This is a genomic window from Frigoribacterium sp. NPDC087798, assembly GCF_044742985.1.
GTDB lineage: Bacteria > Actinomycetota > Actinomycetes > Actinomycetales > Microbacteriaceae > Frigoribacterium.
Genome location: NZ_JBIUVP010000006.1, coordinates 59,708 through 79,006, shown reverse-complemented (window position 1 = coordinate 79,006; position 19,299 = coordinate 59,708). Strand labels below are relative to the sequence as shown.

15 protein-coding genes are annotated in these 19,299 nt (G+C 74.1%); 7 read left to right on the top strand and 8 right to left on the bottom strand.

The genetic code is table 11. The features are described from left to right. Positions 1–48: 48 nt before the first annotated feature. The gene (locus ACIOSR_RS14185) at positions 49–1,218 is read right to left on the bottom strand and encodes a LacI family DNA-binding transcriptional regulator (RefSeq protein ID WP_402752937.1); all 1,170 of its coding nucleotides are present in this window, start codon (positions 1,216–1,218) and stop codon (positions 49–51) included. Positions 1,219–1,510: 292 nt separating this feature from the next. Here ACIOSR_RS14185 and ACIOSR_RS14180 point away from each other — a divergent pair, with 292 nt between their 5' ends. Genes ACIOSR_RS14180 through ACIOSR_RS14170 form a run of 3 tightly spaced genes read left to right on the top strand, consistent with a single transcriptional unit; the run spans position 1,511 to position 5,759 of the window. Next, positions 1,511–2,233: a PadR family transcriptional regulator gene (locus ACIOSR_RS14180; protein WP_402752936.1), complete on the top strand. Its 723-nt coding sequence runs from the start codon at positions 1,511–1,513 to the stop codon at positions 2,231–2,233. After that, positions 2,230–2,958 (top strand): ABC transporter ATP-binding protein, encoded by a 729-nt coding sequence (locus ACIOSR_RS14175; RefSeq protein WP_056049874.1) that lies wholly within the window; start codon positions 2,230–2,232, stop codon positions 2,956–2,958. The genes ACIOSR_RS14180 and ACIOSR_RS14175 overlap by 4 nt, the downstream gene beginning before the upstream one ends. After that, on the top strand, positions 2,955–5,759 hold the full coding sequence (locus tag ACIOSR_RS14170) for an FtsX-like permease family protein (protein WP_402752935.1): 2,805 nt from the start codon (positions 2,955–2,957) through the stop codon (positions 5,757–5,759). Before ACIOSR_RS14175 ends, ACIOSR_RS14170 begins: the two co-directional genes overlap by 4 nt. Positions 5,760–5,777: 18 nt before the next feature. On the opposite strand, the gene ACIOSR_RS14165 is transcribed toward ACIOSR_RS14170, so the two are convergent. Next, positions 5,778–8,312 (bottom strand): S8 family serine peptidase, encoded by a 2,535-nt coding sequence (locus ACIOSR_RS14165; RefSeq protein WP_402752934.1) that lies wholly within the window; start codon positions 8,310–8,312, stop codon positions 5,778–5,780. Between the two features lie 184 nt (positions 8,313–8,496). After that, the gene (locus tag ACIOSR_RS14160) at positions 8,497–10,761 is read right to left on the bottom strand and encodes an acyltransferase family protein (protein WP_402752933.1); all 2,265 of its coding nucleotides are present in this window, start codon (positions 10,759–10,761) and stop codon (positions 8,497–8,499) included. A gap of 162 nt (positions 10,762–10,923) precedes the next feature. Here ACIOSR_RS14160 and acs point away from each other — a divergent pair, with 162 nt between their 5' ends. The 3 genes from acs (at position 10,924) to ACIOSR_RS14145 (ending at position 14,540) form a co-directional block, all read left to right on the top strand. Further along, complete coding sequence (gene acs / locus ACIOSR_RS14155; RefSeq protein WP_402752932.1) at positions 10,924–12,981, top strand: acetate--CoA ligase; 2,058 nt, start codon at positions 10,924–10,926, stop codon at positions 12,979–12,981. A gap of 96 nt (positions 12,982–13,077) precedes the next feature. Beyond that, positions 13,078–13,683 carry a nitroreductase family protein gene (locus ACIOSR_RS14150; RefSeq protein ID WP_123571164.1) on the top strand — a complete coding sequence of 202 codons (606 nt, stop codon included), beginning with the start codon at positions 13,078–13,080 and terminating at the stop codon, positions 13,681–13,683. 59 nt (positions 13,684–13,742) lie between these two features. Then, complete coding sequence (locus ACIOSR_RS14145; RefSeq protein ID WP_402752931.1) at positions 13,743–14,540, top strand: isocitrate lyase/phosphoenolpyruvate mutase family protein; 798 nt, start codon at positions 13,743–13,745, stop codon at positions 14,538–14,540. 112 nt (positions 14,541–14,652) lie between these two features. Here the strand turns inward: ACIOSR_RS14145 and ACIOSR_RS14140 are convergent, their stop codons facing one another. The 5 genes from ACIOSR_RS14140 to ACIOSR_RS14120 form a co-directional block, all read right to left on the bottom strand. After that, positions 14,653–15,825, bottom strand: a complete 1,173-nt coding sequence (locus tag ACIOSR_RS14140; RefSeq protein WP_082460643.1) for a YihY/virulence factor BrkB family protein — start codon at positions 15,823–15,825, stop codon at positions 14,653–14,655. A 3-nt stretch (positions 15,826–15,828) separates the two neighbouring features. Then, positions 15,829–16,245: a DUF3618 domain-containing protein gene (locus ACIOSR_RS14135; protein ID WP_173154574.1), complete on the bottom strand. Its 417-nt coding sequence runs from the start codon at positions 16,243–16,245 to the stop codon at positions 15,829–15,831. Beyond that, on the bottom strand, positions 16,226–16,654 hold the full coding sequence (locus ACIOSR_RS14130; protein ID WP_056049738.1) for a phage holin family protein: 429 nt from the start codon (positions 16,652–16,654) through the stop codon (positions 16,226–16,228). Before ACIOSR_RS14130 ends, ACIOSR_RS14135 begins: the two co-directional genes overlap by 20 nt. Beyond that, positions 16,647–17,057, bottom strand: coding sequence for a YtxH domain-containing protein (locus ACIOSR_RS14125; RefSeq protein ID WP_402752930.1), 411 nt, complete (start codon positions 17,055–17,057; stop codon positions 16,647–16,649). The genes ACIOSR_RS14130 and ACIOSR_RS14125 overlap by 8 nt, the downstream gene beginning before the upstream one ends. A 137-nt stretch (positions 17,058–17,194) precedes the next feature. Continuing rightward, positions 17,195–18,583: a glycosyltransferase 87 family protein gene (locus ACIOSR_RS14120; RefSeq protein ID WP_056049741.1), complete on the bottom strand. Its 1,389-nt coding sequence runs from the start codon at positions 18,581–18,583 to the stop codon at positions 17,195–17,197. 103 nt (positions 18,584–18,686) lie between these two features. On the opposite strand from ACIOSR_RS14120, the gene ACIOSR_RS14115 reads away from it, so the two are divergent. Next, on the top strand, positions 18,687–19,220 hold the full coding sequence (locus ACIOSR_RS14115) for a MarR family winged helix-turn-helix transcriptional regulator (RefSeq protein ID WP_236556889.1): 534 nt from the start codon (positions 18,687–18,689) through the stop codon (positions 19,218–19,220). Positions 19,221–19,299 lie beyond the last annotated feature (79 nt).

The window sequence follows — 19,299 nt, the reverse complement described above, 5'->3', positions numbered from 1 at the left end:
GGCGAGCTCGCGGGCGGAGGCGCCGGTGCGTTCGTGGGCGGGCCACGCTCAGAGCGCGGGGCAGCTCTCGCGGAGCAGCACCTCGACCGGCAGGGTGACCCGCTGCGCGGGTGCTCCCGGGTCGGTCAGTCGCCGGACGACCGTCCGGACGGCGATGCGGCCGAGCTCGCCCATCGGCTGGCGCACCGTGGTGAGCCGGGGCCGGGAGAACCGGCCGGCGTCGATGCCGTCGAACCCCGTCACGAGCACGCGACCGGGCACGTCGACGCCCTGCTCGCCGAAGACGTCGAGGACGCCGAGGGCCGACTGGTCGTTCGCGCAGAGGACGGCTCCGGGCAGGTCGCCGGCCTCGAGCAGGGCCGCCGCCGCGCGACGACCGCCGGCACGGGAGAACTCGCCCGGCTCGACCCGGACCGTGACGCGCGCGCCGGCCGCGCGGTGCGCCTCGACGGCCCGGTCGAAACCGGCGTGACGGTCGAGCTCGTCGGGCGAGTCGGACGGTCCGGCGACGTAGGCGACGTCGCGAACCCCCCGCGACCCCAGCACGAAGTCGGTCAGGGCGTGCATGCCGGCGACGTTGTCGACGCCGACGTGGTCGAGGTCGTCGCCCGGTCGCGAGTCGGCGAGCACGACGACCGGGATGCGTCGCGCCACGTGCGCCAGCAGGTCGCCCGGCACCGTCTGGGCCAGCACCGCGAGCCCGTCGACCCGACCCGCGATGTCGTTGACCATCACCTCGCGGCTCGACCCCCGCCCGGCGGCGACCATGAGGGCGAACCCGCGTCGCCAGGCCTCGACCTCGGCGCCGCGCAGCACCTCGTCGAAGTACAGGTTCGCCGGGTTCGACGCGTGGTCGACCCGAGGAGGCGCGGTGAGGGTCGCCGCACCGCGGCCCGGGTCGACGACGGTCGGCGGGTCCGCCCGCTCGCGATCGTCGATCAGCGGGATGCGCGAGGCGTCCGACACCCGGGCCCAGTCGGGTTCGGGGCCGTCGATGCCGTCGTGGCCCGGCAGGAAGAGGCCGAGCACGCCCGTGCGCCGGCCGGCGAGGCCGCGGGCCGCGCCGCTCGGCACGTAGCCGAGGGCACGCACCGACTCGAGCACGCGGCTGCGGGTCTCGGGGCGCACGTCGTCGGGACGGCGCAGCACCCTCGACACCGTCGCGATCGACACGTCGGCGTGGGCGGCCACGTCGTAGACGGTCGGGGCCTTGGTCACGAGAGGTCCTCCAGGAGGGCGGCGGCGGGTCGCGGACCATCCTAGGTCGGTCGGTGCCCGGGGCCGACCCGCGCCTCCTGACGCCGGCCGGTGCAGGACCGCCGTCGGGTGCCGTCGACGCGGGCGCCGTCGAGGGCGCCGTCGAGTGACGTCGTCGACGGACGTCGCGGGTGCCGTTTGTCGGAGTCGACGATGCGGGGCATACTCGGTATGCACGGGGCGCCACGAGGCGACGCCGCGACTCGACCACAGGAGGCCACGTGACGCCACGACCGGACGGCGAGGCGGCCCCGTGACCGTGCGACTGGGCCTGCTGGCGATCCTCGACCAGGGCCCGGGGTACGGCTACCAGCTGCGCAGCGAGTTCGACCGACGCACCGGGTCCACCTGGCCGCTCAACGTCGGCCAGGTGTACTCCACCCTCGACCGGCTCGACCGCGACGGCCTCGTCGAGCGTGACGAGCCCTCGCCCCGCGACACGTCGCCCGAGGCCGACGGGTCGCCGGGGTCCGACGGGTCGCCCGCCGCCGAGGCCTCGGTGGCGGGCACCGGGCAGGCCGCCGGAGAACACCAACGACTCTGGCGCATCACGGCCGCCGGACGGGCCGAGGTCGCCCACTGGCTCGGGACGGCCGTCGACACCCCCGACGCCACCCGTGACGAGCTGCCGCTCAAGTTCGCCCTCGCCGCGACCCTGCCGGGGGTGGACGTGGCGACGCTCGTGCAGACGCAGCGCCGCGCCTCCTTGGCGAAGCTGCAGCGACTCACCCGGACCAAGCACGCCGGGGGCGACCCGGAGGCGCCCGGCGAGTTCGCCTGGCGCCTCGTCGTCGACTCGATGATCTTCGCGGCCGAGGCCGAGGTGCGCTGGCTCGACCACGTCGAGTCGAGCCTGCGCCGGGCGTCGCTCGCCGAACGGCAGTGGGCGGTCGAGGCCGTGGCCCCGACGACGAGCGGGCCCGGGTCCCCTGCCCGGACGCCGGGGCCGGCGCGGGCCGCACGAGGTCGGTCGTGACCGAGCGCGCCGAGGTGCTGACCCTGCTCGCGGTGGGGCACGAACACGGAACCGGCGACCTCGCCCGCACCGCCCTCGACGGCGTGAGCCTGACCGTCCTCGAGGGCGAGCTGGTCGCCGTCATGGGCGCGTCCGGCTCGGGCAAGTCGACCTTGCTGGCGATCGCGGGCGGCCTGACGACGCCGACCGCAGGGCACGTGCAGGTCGACGGCACCTGGCTCGCCGACCTGAGCGCGGCCGAGGTCGCGCGGGTGCGACGACGGTCGGTCGGCTTCGTGTTCCAGCAGTTCAACCTCGTCTCGACGTTGACCGCGGCCGAGAACGTCGCCCTGCCGCTCGAACTCGACGGCATCGGCACCCGTGCCGCCCGGCGTGCCGCCGACGACGCGCTGGCCACCCTGGGCCTGGCCGCTCGAGGACGGGCCTTCCCTGCCGAGCTCTCGGGCGGCGAGCAGCAGCGCGTCGCGATCGCCCGCGCCCTGGTCGGCAGCCGTCGCCTGGTGCTCGCCGACGAGCCGACCGGCGCGCTCGACAGCAGCACGGGCGACGAGGTCATGGGCCTGTTGCGCGAACGGGTCGACGCGGGTGCCGCGGGCCTGCTCGTCACGCACGACGCCCGCCACGCCGCCTGGGCCGACCGGATCGTGTTCCTCCGCGACGGCCGCCTCGTCGACGAGTCCGCGCCGCGGGGGCCCGAGTCGCTGCTGACCCCGGAGGCGCGGTGACGGCCGGCGGCCTCGTCGCGCGTCGACAGGTGCTCAGGCGCCTGCGCGAGTACGTGATGGTCGTGCTGCTGATCGCGCTGCCCGTGGCCGGCGCCTCGGGGGCGGCGGTGCTCGTCGCGAGTGCGATGCCCACGACCCGTCAGGAGATCACCTCGACGCTGGGCCAGACGGCCGCCCGGGTGCACTGGACCGGCTACGACACCCGGCAGTCCGTCCGGGGGCTGAACCAGTGGTCGGGCGACGAGGTGACCTACCGCGCGCCGGCCGACGTCGTGCCCGGGGTCGAGCGGACGCTCACCCTGCGCACCCTCTGGACCCGGGTCGGCACGTCCCCTGCCGGCGTCGTGATCGGACCGGTGACCGACCCGGCCTTCGAGGGCCGCTACGTGCTCGAGCGGGGGCGCGCCGCCGAGCGGGGCGACGAGGTGCTCGTCACGCCCGCCCTCGCCCGCGACGACGGGCTCGGGACGGGATCGACCACGACCGTGCACCGCGTCCCCGGCGCCGACGGCCCGCGCGACCTCGAGGTCACGGTCGTCGGCATCATGTCCGAGGTCGGCGGCGGCACGGACGACCGGCAGGTGTTCGCCCGCGACGACCTGGCGGCGGGCCTGCCCGATCCGTCGTCGACGGCCTCGGCGTCGTCGACGTCGTCCGAGCAGTACCTCGTGGGGGACGCCGTCGACTGGGGCGAGGTGCGCGAGTTGGGACGCGCGGGATTCGTCGTCTGGTCGGCGGCGGTCGTCGCCGACCCCCCGCCCGAGGGCACCCCCGGGCTCGAGAGCGAGGCGGGTTACGGCAGCACGGGCACCTACGCCGCCCTCGGCGTGGTCTTCGCCGTCTTCGCCGGCGCCGAGGTCGCCCTGCTCGCGGGGGCGGCCTTCGGGGTCGGGGCCCGTCGGCAACGCCGCACGCTGGCCGTGCTGGCCGCGGTCGGGGCCGACCAGCGCACGCTGACCCGGATCGTGACGCGGCAGGGGGTGTGGGTCGGCGTCGTCGCCGCGGTCACCGGTCTCGCCGTGGGAGTCGACCTCGGCATCGGCGTCGTGGCCCTCGCCCGTCGAGCCGGCGTCGACGTGGGCCCGTTCGCCTTCTGGGGCGTCCACGTCCCCGGCGTCGTGGTCGCGGGCATCGGACTCTTCGCCGTCGCCGTGTCGTGGATCGCGGCCGTGGTGCCCGCGCGCCGTGCCGCCCGGGTCGACGTGATGGACTCGCTGCGCGGCGGGACGGCCTCGGGGGCGGTGGACGCCGCGTCGGACCGCGGCCGCGGCCGACGATCCGCCGTGCTCGCCGGCGTCCTCGTCGTCGGCGGCGTCCTCGCCTGCTTCGGGGCGGGATGGACCTCGTACGCCACCTCGGTCCCGGTCGGCTCACGCTGGTGGTGGGCGGCGTTCGTCGGCCTCGCGGTCTCCGCCGTGGCCGCCCTCGTCGGCGTCCTGCTGCTCGTGCCGGCGCTCGTCCGTCGGCTCGGGCGCGCGTCCACGCTCGCACCCGTGCCGTTGCGGCTCGCCCTGCGCGACGCCTCCCACGGCGTCGCCCGCACGGCTCCCGCCGTGGCGGCCGTCACCACGGCGGTGTTCGTCGCGGTGTTCGGCGTCTCGATGTCGACCGCGGCCGCACGACAGTCCGAGGACTCCTTCTACCGCCCCTACCCGGCGGGCACCGTGGCGATCTCGTACGACCAGGCGTCCGACCTCCGCGTGCCGGGCGGCTCCCCCGAGGCGGCCTCGCTCGACTCCGCGGCCGTCGCCGCCGTCGCGCGCGGCCTCCCGGTGAGCGACCGTGCCGTGTGGCAGACCCCGGTCCCCAGCGGTTACGACTCGAACGGCGCCCCGGTCGCCGTCGACGCGGTCACGCCGTGGGCCGTGCTGACCGTCCCCGACCGTTGCGACTCGTCGACGGGGCGCCTCGAGGGCCTGTCGTCCCGTGAGGCGCAGCGGATCACCGATGCCGACCCGGCCTGCGACTACCCGCTCGGCTCGTTCACGTCACAGGACAACATCATCGTGACCGACGAGGACGGCCTCGCCGTGACCCTGGGGGCCGCTCCGTCCACGGCCGCCCGAGCCGCGTTCGAGTCGGGCGGCGTCATCGCCTTCGACCCGTCGCTCGTCGTCGAGGGCGAGGCCACCATCGGTCTCGCCACCCCGGCCGAGGTCGAGGACGGCTTCGACGCCTCGGCCACCCCCTCGACGTCCGTGTCGCTCCCGGCCGTCGTCCAGCGTCCGACGACGCTCAGCACCGGGGCCGTCCTGATGAGCCCCGGGACCGCCGAGCGGCTGGGCTTCGAGCTGACCCAGCGTGCCGTGGTGATGGCCACCGACCGGCAACCGACCGAGGACGAGGCCGCCGGCCTCCGGGCCGAGGTGACCACCGCCACCGACGGCCGGGCGACGGTCGAGACGAGTCCCGTCGATCGGGGCCTCGACCTGGCCCTCGTCCTGGCACTCCTCGCGACGACCCTCGTCTGCGCCGCGGCGGCAGCGGTCGCCCTGGGGCTCGCCCGCGCCGAGGGGCTGAGCGACCAGGTGACCATGCAGGCCGTCGGAGGCACGGACGCCCAGCGACGCGCCATGTCGTTCTGGCAGGGCGTGGTGGTCGTCGGCACGGGTGCCGTGCTGGGCACGATCCTGGGGCTGGTGCCGACGGGGGCCATGGTCTGGGCCTCGGACCTGCCGTTCGCCCCACCGTGGTGGGTGCTCGCCGTCGTGGCCGTCGGGCTTCCCCTCGTCGTCGCCGCCGGCAGTGCACTCACGAGCCGTCGACCGGCCTCCCTCGTGCGACGACCCGTGCTGGACTGACGAGCGGGCGGGCGGCCGCTACCGGGGCTCGTCGCCGGGACGACGCCGCCCGACGCCGACGCCGACCACGCCGAACGCGACGATCAACAGGGCGGCGAGGGCCACCGGCCCCGGCTCCGAACCGGTCCATGCGAGAGCGGCCGAGGAGGCGCGGGCCCGGTCGGCGGCGAACGGGCGCCCCGAGGCACCGGTGGGGACGACGCCCTCGCCCGGCGAGGAGCCCGGCGTGGGCGACGCCGACCCCGGACCGGCCGGTGCGGCCCCGGGCTCGGCCGGGACGCCGGCCTCGTCACCCGGCACGGGAGCCGGGACCGGGTCGACGGCGAAGAGGACGGCGGGACCGGTCGCCGAGACGACGTCGTCCACGGTCCAGGTGACGGCCGAGACCCGCCAGTCACCGGCGGCGAGGCCGGCGAACGTCGCGCGGAACGTGCCGTCCTGCTCGGCACGGACCGTCGAGGACTCGGCAGCGTCGGGAGCTGCCGCGGAGGCCCGGGCCGTCGCGGGCAGGTCCCCGGCGGGCAGGTCTCCGGCGGGCGCATCCCCGGCGGGCAGGTCTCCGCTGGGGGGGCTCCCGGCCGGCTCGACGGTGACGGTGACGCGTGCGGAGTCGATCGAGGTGCCCTCGACGACCACGGCCTGCCCCGAGGGCAGACGGTCGCCGTCGGCCGGTGAGGTGACGACCGGGCCGGCCAGCACCTCCTGCACCTCGACGTCGACGACCGCGCTCGAGCCCGACGACCCGGCCACGGAGAACGACAGGGGACCCGTCGGGGTGCCGGGCGAGAGCCGGACGGGCAGCTGGACCCGGCCGCGCTGGTCGGCGACGCTCGACGTCGACTCGTCGAACGCGTCGCCCTCGGCCCGGACCGTCTCACCGGGCACGAAGCCGGCGCCCCGCAGGGTGGCCGCCGCGCCCGCCTGCAGCACGCCGTCGGAGGCGACGGCGACCGCCCCGCGTCCCAGGTCTTCGGTCACGGCCGCGAAGGCGTCGACCATGCCGGCCCCGAAGTATTCGGAGGGAGTCTCACCGCCGGCCTGCCGGGCGAGCAGGTCCCGCAGTTCGGCCGGGGTCGCGCCCGGGTGCACGCTCGCCAGCAGGGCCGCGACCCCGGCGACGTGCGGAGCCGCCATCGAGGTCCCGCTGAGGGTGGCGAACCCGCCACCGGGGACCGTGCTGAGCACGGCGGCCCCGGGGGCCGTCAGATCCACGACGCCCGCACCGTAGTTCGAGAACCGGGACTTCTCGATCGAGCCGCCGCCGCCCTGCTGGGCCGACGAGACGGTGACGACGCCGTCGACCTCGGCGGGCAGCTGCGAGCACCCCTGCGAGACGTCGCGCCCCGGCTGCGGGGTCGAGTCGTTCGGGCTGAGCGAGTCGGCGGTCTTGTGGGCGAGGTCGACGGCGACGGCGCCGACCGTGGCGTTGCCGGCGGCCGCCACGTCGAGGACGCCTTCGTGCTGGGACCAGGCGACCGCCCGCGCGACCGCGTCGAGGGCCGGGGCCTGGTCGGGGTCGGCCGAGCACCAGGCGGCCCACGGGTCGACGAAGAAGCTCGCGTTCGTCACGTCCATCTGCTGCTGCGCCGCCCACATGTAGCCGCAGATCGCGTACTCGGGGTAGATGAAGCCGTCCGCGTCGACGACCTTGACGCTGGCCAACCGCACGCCCGGGGCGACCCCGACGACACCCCGGCCGTCGTCGGCCGCGGCGATGATGCCCGCCACGTGCGTGCCGTGCTCGCGGGTGCTCGTCGCGGCGTCGGACGACGGCGCCCAGGCGGCGGGGTCGGGGTCGGCGACGCCGTCCACGCTGCAACCCACGGAGGCGGCCGGGTCGACCTGCGAGACGAGGTCGGGGTGCGTCGCGTCGATGCCGCTGTCGAGCACGCCGACCAGCACGGCGGGGGTCCCGGGCTGCACCGCACGCGCCTCGGCGGCGTGGACGGCCTGGTCGTTCCACCGCCGCTCCTCGCCGGGATCGGCGACGTCGGCGACCCGCTCGGCCAGACCGGTCGCCTGCACTCCCGTCGACGGGACGGCAGAGGACTCGGCGTCGCCCCCCGCGTCGGCGTCGGGCGTCGCACGGACGGCGGCCGTCCGGGTCGGGCCGGCCGACTCGACGGACGAGGAGGCGCGGACCCGGTCGACGAAACCGGCGGCGGTCGACCGAGCGGTCACCACCCCGATCTCGTCCCACCGGGCGAGGACGGTACCGCCCGCGGCGACCACCGCGGCCGAGGCCGCCTCGGTCGTGACGGCGCCCGGCACCGCGTTGACGACGTAGTTCATGGCATCGACGGCAGCCGCGGCGGGGGCTGCGGCAGGGGCTGCGGCAGGCGTCGCGCTCGAGGCGGGCGCGGACAGCTCGGGCACGTCGGCCGCAGGGGCCGGTGACGCGGAGGCGATCGGGGCCGGTGACGAGGCGGCGGTCGCCGGGGCGTCCGCGGCGACGGCCGTGACCGGTGCGAACACGAGGACCGCGGCGAGCGCTGCCCCACCCACGCCACGGGTCGATCGACGAGCGGGACGGCGTCGAGGGCTGTGGGTCACCTGGCAACGATAGGCGGCGACCGGTCACGACGGGGTCACGATCCCGCCTCCCGTTCGAGGGACTCGCCGACCCGGCCGCACGTCGGCACGTCGGCTTGTCGGCCCGTTGGCCCGCCGGCCCAGCGGCCCGGCGGCCCGGCGGCCCGGCGGCCCGGCGGCCCGGCGGCCCGTGCTCGTCCGGGCGTCAGGCGGCCGGGCCGCCCTCGGCCTCGGCCTCGAAGACGAGTTCGCGCAGCACGGGGGCGAGCTTGGCGTCGAACGCCCCCGTGTAGTGGGTGAAGTCCCGCTTGACGGGCACGTCGTCGACGAAGGCGGGGCAGAGCCCGTCGACGCAGAGGAACCGCGACGTGTCGACGAGGGAACCGCCCAGGGCGCTCATCGTCTTCTGCGTCTCGGCGAGGTTGGCGGCGTGATCCGCCGACACGGACGAGATGCAGTCGACGGGCGAGCCGCCCGGGCGGTAGCAGTCGTCGAGCGACCGGTGTGCCGGCGGGGGCGTGACGAACACGGTGCGCGTCGCCGCGCCACCCACCGACTCGAGCTGGCGCTGCAGTGCCTCGGCGTACTCGCGCGGCGTGACGGGTGCGCCGGTGTCGGCGTGTTCGAACGGGACGAAGGAGTTCGTGACGACGAGCAGGTCGGGTGCCGTCTCGACGATCGTCCGGACGGCGTCGGCCTGGTGGGTGGTGCAGCTCTCGGGGTCGGAATTCTGGGCGACCGCGAGATCGACGAACGGGCAACCGAACAGGGGAAGCGCGACCAGACGCCACCCGCTGTCGTCCGATTCGACGATCTCGACCACGGCGTCCAGCTCGGCGGCGGCCGTCGAGTCCCCCACGAGGACGACCGTCTTGTCGCCGGTGCCGAAGGTGCACTCGGCGCGCGGCAGGGGCAGATCGACGCGACCGCAGTCGTTGTTCGCCCCGAACGGCATGGTGTCGCCCGGGTCGGGGGTCAGCGTCGGCCACGAGGTCGCCGCCAGCGCGGCCCGGACCGACTCGGCCATCGCCCCCTCGGCCGGACCGACCGGACCGGAGCCGTCGACGCCGTCGCCGTCGGCACCGCCGTCGGACGCCCCGGCCTCGACGGAGGCCCCGAGGCCGGTGCCCCCTGCGACGGGCGGGAGCACGGGCGGCGCCGACACGGGCCGGACCGAGACCACCGCGGCCACCACCATCACGACGGCCAGCATGCCGAGGCCCCCGAGGGCGGCCCGACCGGCGGACGGCGCCTGGTCGTCGGCCCAGCGACGCCACAGCCGACGACGGCCCTCGCCCCGTCGCGGGGCGAGCAGGGGCGACGAGATGAAGGGCTTCTCGACGAGGTGATGACCCACCACGGCGAAGCCGAGCGACAGGGGGTAGGCCAGCAGCTCGCCCTCGGGCACGACCGCGCGGATCATGACGACGATCGGGAAGTGCCAGAGGTAGAGCGAGTAGCTGATCGCACCCAGATAGTCGGTGACCCGGTTCGCCAGGGGCGCCGGTGCGACGGCCCCGGGCACGCCGCCGCCCACGACGACCGCCAGGGTCGCGACCACGGGAAGCGCTGCCCACGGGCCCGGGAACGCGGTCTGCCCGTCGACGACCACGACGCTCGCCAGGATGCCGACGAGACCGAGCCAGCCGAGCGTCGTGCCGATCGCCCGCGGCAACCGCCGGGTCAGCGGAACGGCCAGCGCCGCCAGGGCACCGAGCCCGAGTTCCCAGACCCGGGTCAGCGTCGAGAAGTAGGCGCCCGTCGGGTCGCCCGCCGTGTCGACCACGGCCCAGACGAACGACGCCGCGCAGAGGGCGGTGATCACGGCCGCGAGCACGAGCCGTCGGCCCGACCCCGACCCCGTGCCCGCCTCGCGGGAGACGGCCGCGGGGCGCCCCGGACGCCGCAGGCCGAAGCCGAGGACGACGATCACGAGGAGCGGCCAGAACGCGTAGAACTGCTCTTCGACCGAGAGCGACCAAAGGTGCTGGAAGGCCGAGACGGGTCCGTCGGCGGTGAAGTAGTCGGTGCCCACGGCGGCGAAGTGCCAGTTGGCCACGAAGGCGAGGGAGTAGAGGGCGTCGATCCCGAGCCCGACCACGCGGCGGTCGGGCAGGAGGACCGTCGCGGCGAGCAGGGTCGCGGCGACGACGACGAGCGCCGCCGGCAGGAGGCGTCGGACCCGGCGACGGTAGAAGTCGGCCAGCGAGATGCGGCCCGTCCGGGCGTGCTCACGGAGCAACAACCCGGTGATCAGGAAGCCCGAGATCACGAAGAAGACGTCGACGCCCACGAAGCCGCCGTGCGGCCAGCCCGAGACGTGCTCGAGCACGACCGCGACGACGGCGACGGCGCGCAACCCCTGGACGTCGCGACGGAATCCTGCCGACCCGCCGCCCGTCGAGGAAGCACCGCCCCGACGCGACGACGAGGGAGCGGACGGAGGACGGTGGGGGGTCGAGTCGGACATGCTTCTCTCTCGGGTCGGAATCACGTGACATACCAATATCTCACGTCGCATCCTGAACGACAAGAGCCGACGGTCTCGCCCGTCGCCGCCACGGTCCCCGCGCGTTACGCAGCGTTGCCCCGCGACGCCCGCCACCGGCGTGCCGCCCGTAGCGTGGGACGCATGGCCACCAGCGACACCATCTCGAACCTGCTCGACGAGCGACGGACCTTCGCCGCGCCTCCTGGGCTCGTCGAGGCGGCCAACGTCACCTCGGCCGAGCACGCCCGCGCGGCCGCCGACCCGGTCGCGTTCTGGGCCGAGGCGTCGCAGCGGCTCGACTGGCACACGCCGTGGACGGTCGCGCACACCTGGAAGCCCGTGACCGAGGGGCCCGACGGGACGCTCACCGTGCCCGAGGCGACCTGGTTCGCCGACGGAACGCTCAACGTCGCCGTCAACTGCGTCGACCGGCACGTCGACGCCGGCCTCGGCGACAAGGTCGCCCTGCACGTCGAGGGCGAGCCCGGCGACCGTCGCGACATCACCTACGCACAATTGCAGCGCGAGGTCGTGAAGGCCGCCAACGGCCTGCGATCGCTCGGCGTGGAGAAGGGCGACCGGGTGGTCGTCTACCTGCCGGTCATCGCCGAGACGATCGTCGTGACGCTCGCCATCGCCCGACTCGGCGCGATCCACTCGCTGGTCTTCGGCGGCTTCTCGGGCGAGGCGCTGAAGTTCCGCGTCGAGGACACCCGCGCCAAGCTGCTGGTCACGACCGACGGGCAGTTCCGTCGAGGGGCCGCGGTGCCGGTGAAGGCCAACGCCGACCACGCCGTCAGCGGCGACAACGAGATCGAGCACGTCCTCGTCGTGCGGCGCACCGGCGAGCAGACGCCCGACGTCCCGTGGACCGAGGGGCGCGACCTCTGGTGGCACGACGTCGTCGATGCGCAACCCGACACCGACGAACCTGAGTTCTTCGGCGCCGAGACGCCGCTGTTCATCATGTACACGAGCGGCACCACCGGGAAGCCCAAGGGACTCGTGCACACGAGCGGCGGCTACCTGACGCAGGCCAACTGGACGCACTGGGCCGTCTTCGACGCCAAGCCCGACGACGTGCACTGGTGCACCGCCGACCTCGCCTGGGTGACGGCGCACACCTACGAGATCTACGGCCCGCTGTCGAACGGCCTGACCCAGGTGATCTACGAGGGAACGCCCGACACCCCGCATCCGGCCCGCCACCTCGAGATCATCGAGCGCTACGGCGTCACCACCTACTACACGGCGCCGACGTTGGTGCGGACACTGTCGTCGTGGTTCCCCGAGGGACTGCCCGACACCTACGACTTGTCGCCGCTGCGCCTGCTCGGCACGGTCGGCGAGGCCATCAACCCCGAGGCGTGGGTCTGGTTCCACGAGCAGTTCGGCCGGGGCGGGTGCCCGATCGTCGACACGTGGTGGCAGTCCGAGACGGGGGCCGCCGTCATGGCCCCGCTGCCCGGCGCCGACACCCTCAAGCCCGGCTCGTCGCTGCGGGCGCTGCCCGGGCTCTCGACCGCCGTGGTCGACGACGCCGGCGAGCGCGTGCCGAACGGCAGCGGCGGCTACCTCGTGGTGCAGCAGACCGGACCGGCCCTCGCCCGCACGGTCTGGGGCGACCCCGAGCGGTACCGCGACAGCTACTGGGCGACCTACTGGCGGCAGGGCTGGTTCTTCTCGGGCGACGGTGCGAAGTACGACGCGGACGGCGACATCTGGGTGCTCGGCCGGGTCGACGACGTGATCAACGTGTCGGGGCACCGCCTGTCGACCATCGAGATCGAGTCGTCGCTCGTGTCGCACCCGGCCGTCGCCGAGGCCGCCGTCGTCGGCGTGGCCGACGACCGCACCGGCCAGGCGATCGCGGCGTTCGTGGTGCCGTCGACACGGCCGGAAGGAGGCGCGGTGCAGGACGCCGGCGACGTCGCCGAGCCGTCGGTGTGGGCTCCGCTCGCGGGGTCGCTGTCCCCCGTGCTGCGCGCCCACGTGGCCGACCAGATCGGGCCGATCGCCAAGCCCGCGACCGTGTTCGTCGTGCCGGACCTGCCCAAGACGCGCTCGGGCAAGATCATGCGGCGGCTGCTGGCCGACATCGTCGACGGCCGACCCCTGGGTGACACGACGAGCCTGCAGGACGAGACCGTGCCCGGCCGGGTGGCGGCGATCCTCGCGGAGGCGACCCGCGCCTCCTGAGGTCGGGAATCACCGGCCCACACCGAGGGTTACCGTGGTCGGGGCCCGATGACGCGCCTCGCCTCCCCCGTCCCGTTCCGAGAAGAAAGCGTCGTCATGTCGATCTCCGAGACCACCGCCGCCCCGTCCACCCTCCGCACCGCCGAGACGAGCGTGCCGCTCGTGCCGCTGCTCGACGAGCGCTGGAGCCCCCGCTCGTTCGACCCGACCGCCGAGATCTCGGACCGTCAGCTGGACGCCCTGCTCGAGGCCGCCCGCTGGGCACCGTCGGCCGCGAACACGCAGCCGCGTCGCTTCGTCGTCGGCCGTCGCGGCACGGCCACGTTCGACACGATCGTGAAGGCGCTCATGGGCTTCAACGCCGCCTGGGCGGGCAACGCGTCCGCACTCGTCGTCGCCGTCGCCGAGACCTCGACCGTCGAGGGCGAGGTGCGCCAGTGGGCCGAGTACGACCTCGGCCAGGCCGTCGCCCACCTCACGGTGCAGGCACACGCCGAGGGCTTCCACACGCACCAGATGGCCGGCGTCGAGTGGGACGAGATCGTCGCCGCGTTCGGCCTGACCGACAACCTCAAGCCCGTGACGGTCACGGCCGTCGGCGTCGTCGACGAGGCCGACAAGCTGATCGAGGCCCTCGCCGAGCGCGAGACCGCCCCTCGCGAGCGCCTGCCGCTCAGCGAGCTCGTCCTGCGGCGCGACTAGCAGCTCGGCGAGGCGAGCCCGGGCTGGTGCCTGCCAGCCCGGGCTGGTTGGCTGGGAGCATGTCGATCTCCAGCACGGCCGAGAAGGCCGAACTCCTCCGCTCCCTCCACGTCCCCGGCGACCCGCTGATCGTGACGAACGTCTGGGACAGCATCACCGCGCGCATCGTCGCGGGCGCACCGGGCGTGAAGGCCCTGGCCACCGCCTCCCACTCGATCAGCGAGGCGCACGGCGTCGAGGACGGCGAGGGCCTCGACGTCGACGACATGCTGGCCGCCGCCCGCATCGTGATCCGCTCGGTCGACCTGCCCGTCTCCGTCGACTTCGAGAAGGCGTACGCGACCGACGCCGCCGGCACGCTCGACAACGTCTTCCGCCTGATCGAGGAGGGCGCCGCCGGCCTCAACATCGAGGACAGCATCGGCCAGGCCAAGGCGCCCCTCTACGACATCGACACCCAGGTCTCGAAGATCGCCGCCGCCCGCCGTGCCGGCGACCGCGCCGGGGTGCCGATCGTGATCAACGCCCGGGTCGACGCCCTGGCCGGCGACCCCGACTCGTTCGACGACGCCGTCACCCGCGCCAACGCCTACCTCGACGCCGGCGCCGACTGCGCCTTCGTCCTCGGCCTGGGCACCGAAGACCTCGTGAAGGCCGCCCTCGACCGGATCGACGGCAAGGTCAGCGTCATCTCGAACCCGTCGTCCGTGCCGCTCGCCCGCCTGGCCGAGCTCGGCGTCTCGCGCGTCAGCTTCGGGCCCACCACGATGGGCCTGACGCTCTCGCATCTGCGCGACGCCGCCACCACCCTCACCGCGCGGGGCGACTACCCCGCCCAGCTCGGCTTCTCGTTCTGACCGACGGCCGGTGCGGGCGGGGCTCGCCCACCGGCTGACGAACGACGCGACCCGCGCCTCCCGAGCTCGTGAGAGCCGAGGAGGCGCGGGTCGCGTCGTCAGGGGACGTCACCTAGTCGTCGCGGTCGCCCTTCGAGTGCCCGTCCCCGGCGCGCTCGTCCTTCTTCCGGTCGGACTCGGACGCCTCGGAGCCGCCCTCGCCGTCCGGCTCGGGCACCTCGTCGCCGTTCCGCTCGATCGTCGCGGCGGCGGCCTGACGCAGTCGCATGCCGGCGAGTTCGTCCTTGGCGAGGGCCGCGGCCTTCTTCTCGCTCTGGGCCGTGTCACGGGGTGGCAGCAGGATGTCGCGCTCGGCCCGGAGGCCGGCCTGCAGCTCGCGACCACGTTCGAGCTCGGCGTCGAACTCGGCCCCGAAGAGCAGGGCGTTGTTCGTGATCCAGAGCCACAGCAGGAACACGATGACCGCACCGAGCGAACCGTACGTCTTGTTGTAGTTCGAGAAGTTCGCGATGTAGAACGCGAACCCCACGGACGCGACCAACCAGATGACCAGGGCCACGAGCGACCCGAGGCTCATCCACTTGAACTTGGGCTGCTTGACGTTCGGGGCCCAGTAGTAGAGCACCGCCACGATCACGACGGCGATGATGGCGAGGATCGGCAGCTTCGCGATGTCCCAGACGAACACCGCGGTGCTGCCCAGTCCCACGAGGTCGCCGACCGTCTCGGCCACGGGGCCGCTGATCACCAGGATGAGGGCGGCGACCACGATGAGCACCACCGTGAACGCCGTGACGCCGAGCATGGTCGGGCGGAGCTTCCAGATCGGACGCCCCTCGTCGATGCCGTAGACGCGGTTCATGGCCCGCCCGAAGGCGCCCACGTAGCCGGAGGCCGACCAGAGGGCACCCAGCACACCGACGATCAGGGCGACACCGGCAGCCGGCGAGCCGGTGAGCTGCATGATCGGGTCACGCAGCAGGTCGGCGACCTGCGGCGAGCCGAACTGCGAGACCAGGTCGAGCAGCGTCGTGGCCGTCGAGTCCGCCTGCCCCACGACGCCGAGCAGCGACACGATCGCCAGCAGCGCCGGGAAGATCGCCAGCACCGCGTAGTACGTGAGTGCGGCGGCGAGGTCGGTGCACTGGTCACGGGTGAACTCGCGCAGGGTCTTGCCCAGCACGTACCCCCAGGAGGGCTTGGAGACGTCCGACAGGTCTTGCGGCTTGCGCGAGTCGTCCGCGTCGGGCGACTGCTGCTCGCGCTCGGTGCTCTTCTGTGCCATCGGTCAGCGCCTGATCGTCTTGACGATGCCGGCGACGAGCGCGACGACGCCGATGGTGCCGGCCGCAGCGGCCGCCACCACGGGCTTCGGGTCGCGGTCGAGGCGCCGTGAGACGCTCGCCTTCAGCCGACGGGCGTGGGCAGGGACGCTCAGCTTGTCCTCGATGGCGTCGAGCGTCGCCGCGAACTCTTCACGGGTACGGGCGAGGTCGAGCTCGATCTCGGGGATGCTCGCGCCGGGGCGTGGCCCGGCCGCGTTCTCGGCGTCCTTGTCGGGAGACGTGCTGCCGTGGGCGTCGTCGCGCTCTTCGGCCGCACGCGCCTCGGCGAGCTCGGCACGGGGGTCGGGCTGGTCGCCCTTCCCGTGCTTCGACCCGCCGTGCTTCTCGTGGTCTCCTGCGTCAGTGCTTCTCGGAGTCATAGCTGCCCTGCCCCTTCAACGCGCTGACGTCGGCCTTCACGCTGGCGACGGCCTTCTCGGGGGTCGGCGGCACGCCCTTCTTGAGGGCCTTGATGCCGAGCAGGGCCAGGACGGCCGTGATCACGAGCAGGACGGCGGCGACGATGAGCGCCGCGAGCCAGGGGGCGACGACCGTCGCCAGCCCCAGGACGCCGGCCGTGATGAGCACGGCGAGCAGGAAGAAGCCGAACAGTGCGGCTCCGACCAACAAGCCGACACCCACCCCGGCCTCTTTGGCCTTCGTGGCGAGCTCGGTCTTGGCCAGCGCGATCTCGCCGCGGATGAGGCGCGAGATCAACTCGGGCAGGCTGCCGATCAGCGAGCCGAGCGAACGTTTGGTGCTCTGTTCGGGTGCCTTCAGGTCACTCACCGACCGTCACCCCCGGCAGCTTGTCGTCGTCGGGGCTGGTGCCCGAGGCCTGCTTCTTGACGTCGTCGGCCTTCTCGTCCACCTTGTCGGCGGCCTTGTGGGCTGCCTCGGTGGCCTTGGCGGCGACCTTGTCGGTGGCGCCCGAGCCCTTGCCCGAGACGGACTTGGCCTTGGAGCCGACCGCGTGGGCGGCGTCGTTCGCGACGTCCTGCGCCTTCTTGGCGACGACCGGAGCGTTCTCCTTCACGAAGCCCTCGGCCTGCTGGACGCCCTTCTGGACGGTCGGGTTCTCCCACAGGCTCTCGGCCTGGTCCTTGATCTTGACGTAGGCGCCGCGACCCGCGCGGGCTCCGAGGACGTATCCGACTGCCGCTCCTGCGACGAAGAGGATCTTGCCTTTCATGAGTGCTCCTTGGCTCGTGGTGGCAGGTAGGCCTTCCACGCTGGCACGACCCGGCGTGGACGGCTCAGATTGACCGGGCGACCGGGGACGACGCCGCCCGGCGCCGGCCTGGGGACGAGCCGCCCCCGACACCGCGGTCAGGAGGCGCGGGCCGCCACGAGCGGGACGCCCACCTCGAGCGCGTCGCTGCGCACCGTGGCGACCGCCAGTCGCACGAGGCGCACCGCGCACCAGCAGAACAGCACCACGAGCAGGCCGTTGCGGGCGCCCAGGACGAGCACGGCGACCGGGTTGAGCTCGATCAGCGGCCGGTAGAGGATCGGGAACACGAGCGTCGTGAGCCCCGAGGCCCAGGCGGTCAACACGGCGGGCGTCCGGAACGCCTCGGGACGCGAGGCGTAGCCCACGGCCACGATCGGCACGATCCAGAGCAGGTACTGCGGCGACCCCACCTTGTTGAAGACCACGAACGCGAGCGTGAGGGTGAGGGCGCCGAGCAGCACGGTGCCGAACTCGTCGCCGCGATCACGAGCGGGGACGACGGCCGCGGTGCGCCCGGAGCCCGCCGACCCGCGCCTCCCGGGCTCGGCCCACCGGGGCAGTCCGAAGGTCGCCACGGCCAGCACGCCGGCCAGCAGCACGAGGACGGCGAGCATGACCTGCGTGCTGTCGTTGATCATCCAGGTGTCGCCCGGTCCCATGACCTCGCGCGTGGCGAGGGCGACGTTCTGGTAGACCGAGGCGCCGGGGACGCGCAGCATGGCCATCCAGAGCCAGGGCGTCGAGAGGGTCGCCTCGAGCTGCATCGCCCGTCCCGACTGCATCGTCACGAAGCTCGTGATGTCGTCGGCCCCGCGGCCGAGCAACACGCACGACACGACGACCATGGTGACGAGCACGCCCCCGCGCAGCACGACCGCCCGGTGACGCGACCCGACGACGACCGCCGCGATGACGGCGGCGGGCCAGACCTTGATCCAGGTCGCCGCGGCGAGCAGCAGTCCGGCCACCCGCGGACGCGTGGACAGCAGCATCAGGGCGGCGACGACCAGCGGCGCGCTGAACCCCTCGAGCCGGAGGAAGGCCACGGGGCTGAGCACGAGCGTCACGAGCAGCCACCACCAGGCTGCCCGGTTGTCGACCGTGCGACGACCGCGGTCGGTCAGCAGCCAGAGCGCGACGGCGTTGAGGGCGGTCAGCAGGGCCAGCCAGACGAACTGGTAGTGCTGTTCGCCGAAGACGTTCGGCAACACGATCGGGACGATCGCCCCGGCCGGGTAGACCCACGAGAAGTCGAGGACCGGCCAGACGCCCTCGCTCAGGGCCCCCGTCGCCCACAGGCGGTAGAGCGGCAGGTCGCCGCTCACCCCGCCGCCGATCATCAGCGGCGTCAGCGCCAGGAACACGGCGGCGTGCACGGCGACGAAGCCGTAGAGCAGCCCGCGCGGATGCGCCTGCACGCGCGACCAGGTCCGGCGGAGGCGCGTGGGGAGGGGCGCAGGCGCGACGGCGCTCGAGGTGGTCACGCCTCGAATGTACGGCCGCGTCCTTGCCGTTGTCTTTCCGGCAGGTGAATCCATCGGAAGATCACTCTCGAGACGGAGGTCCGACCGGTGTACGGTGCCGACCATGGACCGACGACGTTCCGCAGACGCAGGCGAGGTCACCCCGCCGACCGACGACACGCACGCACCCGACGAGCTCGGCAGCGTCGACGACGACCTGGCCGTCGACCGGGGGCGCCCGATCGGCTTCTGGTTGAGGCTCGTCGACGGGCTGATCGACCGGCGCTTCGAGGAGGTCCTCGACGAACACGGGGTCACCCGCCGGCAGTGGCAGCTGCTCAACCTGCTGGAGCGCGGCCCGGCGACCCGCGCAGCACTCGACGGAGCCGTCGCGCCCTTCCTCGACCCGGCCACGGGCGAGTCCAGCTCGGACCACCTCGCCGAGCTGGTCGAGAGCGGCTGGGTGAGCCTCGCGACCGACGGGGTCGGCGACGATCGCTACGCCCTCACCGAGCGGGGGAGCCTCGCGCACCGCAAGCTCGTCGACGTGGTCGAGGGCATCCGCGACGAGACGGTCCGGGGGGCCGAGCCGGGAGCCCACGCGACCACGGTGCGCTTCCTGCGCAGGGCGGCACTCAACCTCGGCTGGCGCCCCTGAGCGCCCGGCCTGCCCGCGGGCCGCGGGCCGAGGGCCGAGGGGCTAGGGGTCGAGGGCCGACGACCGCAGGAGGCGCGGC